The sequence below is a fragment of the Citrobacter sp. genome, from assembly GCF_050252275.1.
GTDB classification, from domain to species: Bacteria; Pseudomonadota; Gammaproteobacteria; order Enterobacterales; family Enterobacteriaceae; genus Citrobacter_A; species Citrobacter_A amalonaticus.
The window spans coordinates 1-8,542 of record NZ_JBFWLF010000199.1 but is presented as its reverse complement, the minus strand read 5'-3'; the positions used below and the strand labels follow the sequence as shown (position 1 = coordinate 8,542).

The 8,542-nt window shown below is 55.2% G+C and carries 9 protein-coding genes; 1 reads left to right on the top strand and 8 read right to left on the bottom strand.

Going from position 1 to position 8,542, the window contains the following annotated elements; all coding sequences use genetic code 11:
• The 6 genes from AB7E14_RS16145 to tar form a co-directional block, all read right to left on the bottom strand.
• Positions 1-279 (bottom strand): protein phosphatase CheZ (locus tag AB7E14_RS16145; RefSeq protein WP_428169668.1); only part of this gene is annotated, 279 nt, incomplete at its 3' end.
• Between the two features lie 10 nt (positions 280-289).
• Complete coding sequence (cheY, locus tag AB7E14_RS16140) at positions 290-679, bottom strand: chemotaxis response regulator CheY (protein WP_043000338.1); 390 nt, start codon at positions 677-679, stop codon at positions 290-292.
• A gap of 17 nt (positions 680-696) precedes the next feature.
• Complete coding sequence (locus AB7E14_RS16135; protein ID WP_043000337.1) at positions 697-1,746, bottom strand: protein-glutamate methylesterase/protein-glutamine glutaminase; 1,050 nt, start codon at positions 1,744-1,746, stop codon at positions 697-699.
• The gene (cheR, locus tag AB7E14_RS16130) at positions 1,743-2,609 is read right to left on the bottom strand and encodes a protein-glutamate O-methyltransferase CheR (RefSeq protein ID WP_058588211.1); all 867 of its coding nucleotides are present in this window, start codon (positions 2,607-2,609) and stop codon (positions 1,743-1,745) included. The genes AB7E14_RS16135 and cheR overlap by 4 nt, the downstream gene beginning before the upstream one ends.
• Before the next feature lie 19 nt (positions 2,610-2,628).
• A complete protein-coding gene (tap, locus tag AB7E14_RS16125; RefSeq protein ID WP_316961758.1) occupies positions 2,629-4,230 on the bottom strand; it encodes a methyl-accepting chemotaxis protein IV in 1,602 nt (533 codons plus the stop codon).
• A 44-nt stretch (positions 4,231-4,274) separates the two neighbouring features.
• Positions 4,275-5,936: a methyl-accepting chemotaxis protein II gene (gene tar / locus AB7E14_RS16120; protein ID WP_044264796.1), complete on the bottom strand. Its 1,662-nt coding sequence runs from the start codon at positions 5,934-5,936 to the stop codon at positions 4,275-4,277.
• A 332-nt stretch (positions 5,937-6,268) separates the two neighbouring features.
• Here tar and AB7E14_RS16115 point away from each other — a divergent pair, with 332 nt between their 5' ends.
• Positions 6,269-7,537, top strand: a complete 1,269-nt coding sequence (locus AB7E14_RS16115) for a dicarboxylate/amino acid:cation symporter (RefSeq protein ID WP_428169667.1) — start codon at positions 6,269-6,271, stop codon at positions 7,535-7,537.
• Between the two features lie 90 nt (positions 7,538-7,627).
• Here the strand turns inward: AB7E14_RS16115 and cheW are convergent, their stop codons facing one another.
• Positions 7,628-8,131: a chemotaxis protein CheW gene (cheW, locus tag AB7E14_RS16110; RefSeq protein WP_043000332.1), complete on the bottom strand. Its 504-nt coding sequence runs from the start codon at positions 8,129-8,131 to the stop codon at positions 7,628-7,630.
• Between the two features lie 21 nt (positions 8,132-8,152).
• A partial coding sequence (locus AB7E14_RS16105) for a chemotaxis protein CheW (protein ID WP_428169666.1) occupies positions 8,153-8,542 on the bottom strand: 390 nt, incomplete at its 5' end.

Sequence of the window (8,542 nt, the reverse complement as noted above, 5' to 3'; positions counted from 1 at the left end):
ACGCTTGCTCAGCGCCTTCGCCCCTTTCTCCATTTCGTCCTGATGCGGCTGAGAAGCCTCAACGCTGTTCAGGGCGCGCTCAGCGGCCTGCGCGGTCATCTGCACCACGTAGTCCAGACGGTCGCGGGCATCGGGAATGGCTTCTGCCGCTTCAGCGATGGCCTGGTCCAGCCCCAGCTCGCGCAAACTGTCACGCAGCATACGAGTCAGGCTACCAATGCGGGCAATGATATCCCCGGCAGAATGTTCATCTACGGGTTTAATCTGTGGTTGCATCATGGTCAGCCCCTTACATGCCCAGTTTCTCAAAGATTTTATTGAGTTTTTCTTCCAGCGTCGCCGCCGTGAACGGTTTCACTACGTAGCCGCTGGCCCCGGCCTGCGCCGCGGCAATGATGTTCTCTTTCTTCGCTTCTGCCGTGACCATCAGCACCGGCAGTGAGGACATTCCGCTGTCCGCGCGAATGGTTTTCAGCAACTCGAGACCGTCGATGTTCGGCATGTTCCAGTCGGAAATGACAAAACCAAACCCACCTGCCTGCAGTTTATTCAACGCATCCGCGCCATCTTCGGCTTCTTCCACGTTGTTAAATCCCAACTCCTTAAGCAGGTTACGCACGATGCGACGCATGGTGGAAAAGTCATCCACAACCAAAAACTTAAGCTCTTTATCCGCCATAAAAAATTACTCCTGATTCAAATACGTATTGCCTGTCCGGCACTGATTTTCGCCAGCATCTGCTGGCTAACCTGACTAAGATCGACCACTTCGCTGACGCCACCCATATTGATGGCTTCGCGCGGCATGCCGAACACCACACAACTTGCTTCATTTTGCGCAATCGTCCAGGCGCCCGCCTGGTGCATCGCTAACATTCCGGCGGCGCCGTCGTTGCCCATTCCCGTCAGGATCACCCCGACGGCATTGCGCCCCGCATGAATCGCTACCGAATGAAACAGCACATCCACCGACGGCCGGTGCCGGTTAACCGGCGGACCGTCATGAATTTTGATTTGATAGTTTGCTCCGCTGCGTGCCAGTTCCATGTGTTTATCGCCCGGCGCAATGTAGGCATGACCCGGCAGAACACGCTCGCCGTCCTCCGCCTCTTTCACGGTTATCTGACATAGCTTGTTCAGACGTTCAGCAAACGAGCGGGTAAAACCGGGCGGCATATGCTGCGTAATAATGACCGCCGGACTGGAGAGTGGCAGCGGTTGCAGCACATGGCGAATTGCCTCGGTGCCCCCCGTCGAGGCGCCAATCGCAATCAGTTTTTCCGAACTGAGCAGCGGTCCCGCTTTTAAGGTGACCGGCGCCGCAAGCGGTTTATGGGCTGTCAGACGTGCGCGTGACGCCGTGCGCACTTTCTCCGCAATCATCTCGCTGTAGGCCAGCATCCCTTCGCGGATCCCCAACTGCGGCTTGGTGACAAAATCGATCGCCCCCAGTTCCAGCGCCCGCAGCGTCACTTCCGAGCCTTTCCCCGTCAGCGACGACACCATCACCACCGGCATCGGACGCAGTCGCATCAGCTTTTCAAGAAAATCGAGGCCGTCCATCCGCGGCATTTCGACGTCCAGCGTCAGCACGTCAGGGTTATATTTCTTGATCAAATCCCGGGCGACGAGCGGATCGGGTGCGGTTGCCACCATCTCCATGTCGCTATAGCTGTTAATAATTTCGGTCATGATTTGGCGCATCAATGCAGAATCATCGACCGACAACACCCTGATTTTACTCATGCTTTACCCTTACTTAGCGCATAAACCGTTTGCCCGCGCAGGCTAAAGTCGCGCACGAGGTTACTAAAGTTCTCTGAATGCCCGGCAAACAGCAGACCATCAGGCTTAAGAAGAGGGACAAAACGGCGCAGAATGTCCTGCTGCGTCGTTTTATCGAAATAGATCATCACATTGCGGCAGAAAATGGCGTCGAACGGTCCCGGCACGGTGTACTGCTTATCGAGCAGGTTAATCACGGAAAACTCGACGTGGCTTGCCAGTTCCTGACGCACACGCACCAGCCCATCATGAGGACCGGTTCCGCGCATGAAATAACGCTGGAGCTGCTGCGGCGACAGGGTCTTCAGTTCGTCCAGGCGATAGATCCCGCTACGGGCCTTTTCCAGCACTTCGGTATCAATATCGCTGGCGAACACCTTCCAGCGCCCTGGCGCCATGCCCAGCGTATCGGCCAACGTAATGGCGATACTGTACGGCTCTTCACCGGTCGATGCCGCGGCGCTCCAGACCCGGTATTCGCCGCTGTGACGACGCGCGCTTTCCGCCAGTACCGGGAAATGGTGCCCTTCGCGGAAAAAAGCGGTCAGGTTAGTGGTCAACGAGTTGATAAAAGCCTGCCACTCTGCGCTGCTTTGATTCGCTTCCAGCACGCTGAGATAGTGACCAAAATCATCCATTCCCAGCGTACGCAGACGACGGACCAGGCGGTTGTAAACCATGTCCCGCTTGTGGTCCGCCAGCACGATCCCCGCACGCTGGTAGATTAATTGACATATCCGACGAAAGTGCGCGTCGGACAGCGCAAGGCGCTGGGTCATCTGTAACAATAATGACGTTTGCCCGTTGGGCAGAGATGATGTCATAGCGCCTTCTCAATCACATTCAGGATACAACGGGCACAGCCTGCGGCGGTGCCGATTCTTGGTGTGTTACCACATGCTCTTCAAGTTTGAATACTGCTACACGGGCTGACAGCGTGTCGGCCTGATGCGCGAGTTGCCCGGTCGCGGCGGCGGCTTCTTCCACCAGCGCGGCGTTCTGTTGTGTCACCTGATCCATCTGGGTGACGGCCTGTGCCACCTGCTCTATTCCTCTGCGTTGTTCGTCTGACGCCGAGGCAATCTCGCCCATGATGTCGTTGACCCGGGTGACCGAGCTGACGATTTCCGTCATGGTGCGGGCAGCCGTATCGACGAGTTGCGATCCCTGGTGGACGCGGTTCACCGACTCTTCAATTAACCCTTTAATCTCTTTTGCTGCCTGGGCGCTGCGGCTCGCCAGGTTGCGTACTTCTCCGGCAACCACAGCAAATCCACGCCCCTGCTCACCAGCACGCGCCGCTTCGACCGCCGCGTTGAGCGCCAGAATATTGGTCTGGAAGGCGATACCGTCTATCACCCCGATAATGTCGCCAATCTTTTGCGAACTGGCGGCAATCGCCTGCATCGTACTGGCGACTTTGGTGGTCTGTTCGCCGCCGGTTTTCGCCGTATCGGCGGCGCTTTTTGCCAGCCCGGAAGCCTGGCGCGCATTGTCGGCGTTTTGACCGACGGTAGCCGTTAACTGCTCCATGCTGGCCGCCGTCTGCGCCAATGACGCCGCCTGCTGCTCGGTGCGTGAGGAGAGATCGTTATTACCCATCGCGATTTCAGAAATCCCGGTGTGCATCGCCAGACTGCCCTGACGCACGTCGCTGACGGTTTCCCGCAGCGCCTGTTGCATCGCCTTCAGGCTGGAAAAGATCGCCGAAATCTCATTACGCCCGTAAACCGCAATCGGCCGCGCCAGGTTGCCCTCGGCAATGCTGTCAAAATGACTGCCGATAATCGCCAGCGGCTGGACGATCATTTTGCGCGACCAGTACAGCGCGCCGCTGGTTAACAGCGCGGCAATAATGACCATGCTGATAAAGATCGCTGCCGACATGTGATAGTTGTTTTTGCTCTGTTGCCCAGCCACCACCAGCACATGATTAATGTTCTGCTGCCAGGCGTTAAAGTTCACATCAAAGGCATCCTGCGACGCCTGCACTGGCGCGGTCAGAAAGTCTGACAACTGGTTGTTTTCAAGCCAGGTGGCCTGATGTTCCAGATCGCTGTGCCACTGAGTGAAGCTTTTCTCTGTTGCGTCCTGCAGCGCTTTGCCTGATTCTGTATTCGCCTCGATAGCCTTGAAACCATTGAACAGCGTGGCGGACTGCGCCAGGCTTTCGCGCGCAATAACCATCAGGCTTTTGATGTCATCGGGCGGATAGCTCAGCGCCGTTAATGTCCCGGCCTTGTTGAGGGCGGTACTCGCCTGTAATAAAACGGCGCGCGTTTGTGCCAGCGCCGCGCGTTGCTGATTACTCTGCTCGACCTGATTCAGGCTCTGAAAACCGTCCCGAAATGCCCAGAAAGACAAGCCATTACTGCCAATCTGCAATACACCGCAGAGGATCAAAATCAAAAACAGCGTGGTCGAGATTCGAATACGATTAAACATCAACGCTCCCATCAGGCGGCAACGGCCGCAGTGTTAAATTTCGGTCAAAATGTTTCCCAGTTAGTATCGTGCTCCATGCTTAACGAGGGCTTCTGCGCGCTGCGGGGCGCGTCTGCAGAAGTCCGTTCTTCTTTGGTTTTTACCGCATAAGGACGCGCGGCAAGACGAAATGCGGACACCGCCATCGTCAGTCGGCTAGCCTGTTCTTCCAGTGCGGCCGCGGCGGCCGCGGATTCCTGGACCAGCGAGGCGTTTTGCTGCGTTACGCGGTCCATTTCAGAAACCGCCAGCGCCACCTGGTCGATACCACGGCTTTGTTCATCAGAAGCCGAGGCAATTTCGCCCATAATGTCGGTCACGCGGGTCACCGCATTGACGATATCGTTCATGGTCTCGCCCGCGCTTTCGACCAGCACGGAGCCGGTATCCACGCGCGAAACGGAATCTTCAATCAGCGCTTTGATCTCTTTTGCCGCCTGCGCACTGCGACTGGCCAGATTACGAACCTCACCGGCGACCACCGCAAAGCCACGCCCCTGCTCACCTGCTCGCGCGGCTTCCACCGCGGCGTTCAGTGCCAGGATATTGGTCTGGAAGGCAATACCGTCGATAACGCTGATAATGTCGGCAATTTTCTTCGAGCTACCGGCAATTTCATGCATCGTTTTAACGACGTTATCCACCACTTTGCCGCCGTGCTGCGCGGTTTCCGAGGCGCTCTGCGCCAGTTGCGACGCCTGTCGGGCATTGTCGGCGTTCTGTTTCACCGTCGCGGTTAACTCTTCCATGCTGGCCGCCGTCTCTTCCAGCGCCGACGCCTGTTGTTCGGTCCGCGATGAAAGATCGGTGTTACCGGTGGCGATTTCCGTGGTACCGGCGTAAATGGCATCGGAGCCTTCGCGCACCTGGGTGACGGTGTCTACCAGCGAGCGCTGCATGTGATCGACGCTACCAGCCAGTTCGCCAATTTCATTCCGTCCGGCAACGGTCAGCGTGTTGGTCAGGTTACCGCCGGCGATTTCACGAATATGAGCGATGACGCTGGCAAGCGGGTTGAGCAGGGTGTGACGAATGCCGTACCACACCACCACCAGGATCAGCACCAGCACCACCGCCAGAATGGCGAGTTGCCACTGCGCAAACTGGTAGTCGCGCGCGCTTTCATCAAACGCCTGGCGATAGAGTTTTTCGCTGACGCTGGCGTACTTGCTTTTCGCGTCGCCGAGTCCGTTTTGCATTCCCTGCGTCGGTTGCGCGAAAAAGGCATCCATGTTGCCGCTTTCCAGGAACTGCACCAGTTCGGTTAAACCGGCAAAATAGTTCTGGTATTTTTCGTCCACATTGTTGCTGACCTCCACCATCTCTGGCAGCGGATCGATAGCTTTAAATCTGGCGTAGTGCTCTGCCGCCTGAGCGAGGGAATTTTTCGCGCTCTTCAGCAGATCGTTTTTTGCACTACTCTGCTGATTGTTGGCGTCCATCATCATGCGTGCAGAGGAACGGCTGAGGTTGATACGTGTTTGCAGCATCAGATCCCATGTCGAGGTCAGTTCACTCTGCTGTTGGCGTAGATCGTTGGAAATAACAAAACTTTTTTGATTCTGCTGTAAAGACGAAAACAGCAAACCACCAGAGACAAGCTGTAGCAGTGCGAAAACCCCCAGCACCATCATCAGCATTGTGACAACGCGGATACGGTTAAACATAAGGCACCTTCCTGAAAACGAGTTAACAACGTTATCGGCACCCTTGATAAGAACTTTACGTTTGCGAAAGGGAAATCCAGGTCAGAAGGCGATATCCACTCCACCCAGTCACTGAGATGGCAGACGCGTGGCTGGCAGTCACAGACGTTTATGCTATCCCGTGCTAAAAAGTACGCGGTCATGAATACAACAAAATAAGTAAATAATAAAAAAAAGTTGTAACCCACGACGAATTACTCCAGGTTAGGTAGGAAATGATTCGGCGTAATTAAATACATAAAACATATGTATCGCTGATAAAAAATTGTTAAATTCAGCCCGAGGGATTTTTAGTGGCAAATGCAAATAAACTCACGATATTCATCGTGATTTTCATGCTGGCAGGTATTGTGTCAGGTGCAGTTATTCACTCGTATACATCCGAAAGCGTCATTGCCGCCTGGTCGGATAACATCACCCTTCTCACCGACATCTTCTTACGGTTGATTAAGAGGGTTATCGCCCCCCGGGTGTTCAGCACTCTGACTGTGGGCAGTATGCGTCTTGGCGAAACGTCCACCATCGGACGTGTGGGCGGTAAAGCGATGATCTGGTTCATCAGCTCTTCTATTCTTTCCATTCTGGTGGGCCTTTTTATTGTCACCCTGGAACAACCCGGCAGCGGACTCAATCTGGCTATCCCGAAAGAAGCCGTGGATACCGGTCTCGCCGTCGGCGGGATGAGCCTGAAAGGTTTCCTGTCACATACCATTCCTACCAGCATTGCCGGTGCGATGGCCAATAACGAAATTTTGCAGATTGTGGTGTTCTCGATGTTCTTCGGGATCGGCGGCGCGTCGTTGGGCGAAAAATTCAATACCCCGCTGGTGGCGGCGCTGGACGTGGTTTCCCACATTATGTTGAAAGTGACCGGCTACGTGATGTACGTCGCCCCGCTGGCCATTTTTGCCGCCATCTCCTCGGTGATCGCCACCGAAGGATTGGGCATTTTGCTCAACTACGCCTCGTTCATTGGCGGTTATTACGTGGCAATTCTGATGACCTGTCTGGTGTTGCTGGCAGTGGGATATCTGGTACTGAAAAAAGAGGTGTTTCGCCTGCTTGGCATGCTCAAGGATCCGGTTCTGGTGGCCTTTACCACCAGCAGTTCTGAAGCGGCCTATCCGAAAACGCTGGAGCAACTGACGACATTTGGCTGCTCGCGCAACATCGTCTCTTTCGTGCTGCCCATTGGTTACTCGTTCAACCTGGTCGGTTCAATGGTTTACTGCTCTTTTGCGTCGATGTTTATCGCGCAGGCCTACAACATTCATCTGTCGTTTGCTGAGATTAGCGTCCTGATGCTCACGCTGATGCTGGCGTCAAAAGGTATTGCCGGCGTTCCGCGTTCCGCGTTAGTGGTGCTGGCGGCAACGATTCCGAGCTTTAACATTCCGGTCGCCGGCATTTTGCTTCTGATGGGTATCGACCATTTTCTCGACATGGGCCGTTCCGCCATTAACGTGTTAGGTAACGGTATTGCGACGGCGATGCTGGCACAAAACGAAGGTTTACTGGAAGAGAGTGAGGAGGAGGCGGTGTCACAGCAGGTCGGAGCATAACGGTTGACTGTCAGATAGCGCTTCGCTTATCCGGCCTACGTTGAGGTGGTAGGCCGGATAAGGCGTTTACGCCGTCATCTGATCATGCGATTAGGCGACGTGAGAGGCGGCCATATCTAACAGCGCCATTTCGTCACTGTTCAGCAGTTTCTCAATGTTCACCAGAATCAACATCCGGTCGCCCAGCGCACCGAGTCCGGTCAGGTATTCCGTTGACAGCGTTACGGCAAATTCCGGTGCCGGACGGATTTGCTCTGCGGTCAGCGACAGCACATCAGACACGCCATCGACAACGATCCCCACCACGCGCTGTCCCAGATTCAGCACAATCACCACGGTGTTATCGTTGTAATCAACATCACCCTGGCAGAACTTCACGCGCAGATCGACAATCGGCACAATCACGCCGCGCAGGTTGGTCACCCCTTTGATGAAGGCTGGCGTATTGGCAATGCGCGTGACCTGATCGTAACCACGGATCTCCTGTACTTTCAGGATGTCGATACCGTACTCTTCATCTCCCAGCGTAAACACCAGGAATTCCTGACCTGACGGCTCGCCGGCCAGTTTGCTTACATTAGTCATACCGGTCATATTTTACCCTTTCTTACTCAATCAGGCGGCGGTGATCGCCATACGTTGTTCGCGATTTAAACCCTGCAGGGCGGAGACATCCACAATCAGCGCGACGCTGCCATCGCCAAGAATAGTGGCGGCTGAAATACCCGGCACTTTGCGATAATTACTCTCCAGGTTTTTAACCACCACCTGGTGCTGACCGATCAACTGATCGACCAACAGCGCGTAACGGCGACCGCCGCTTTGCAGGATCACCACGATGCCCTGGGTGGCTTCGGTTTTCGCCCCTTCCACTTCAAAGACTTTCCACAACTCAACCAGCGGCAGATATTCGCCGCGTACTTCCAGCACACGCTCGCCCCCTGCCAGCGGATGCAGATCATCGTCACGTGGTTGCAGGGATTCCATCACCGCATTCAGCGGCAG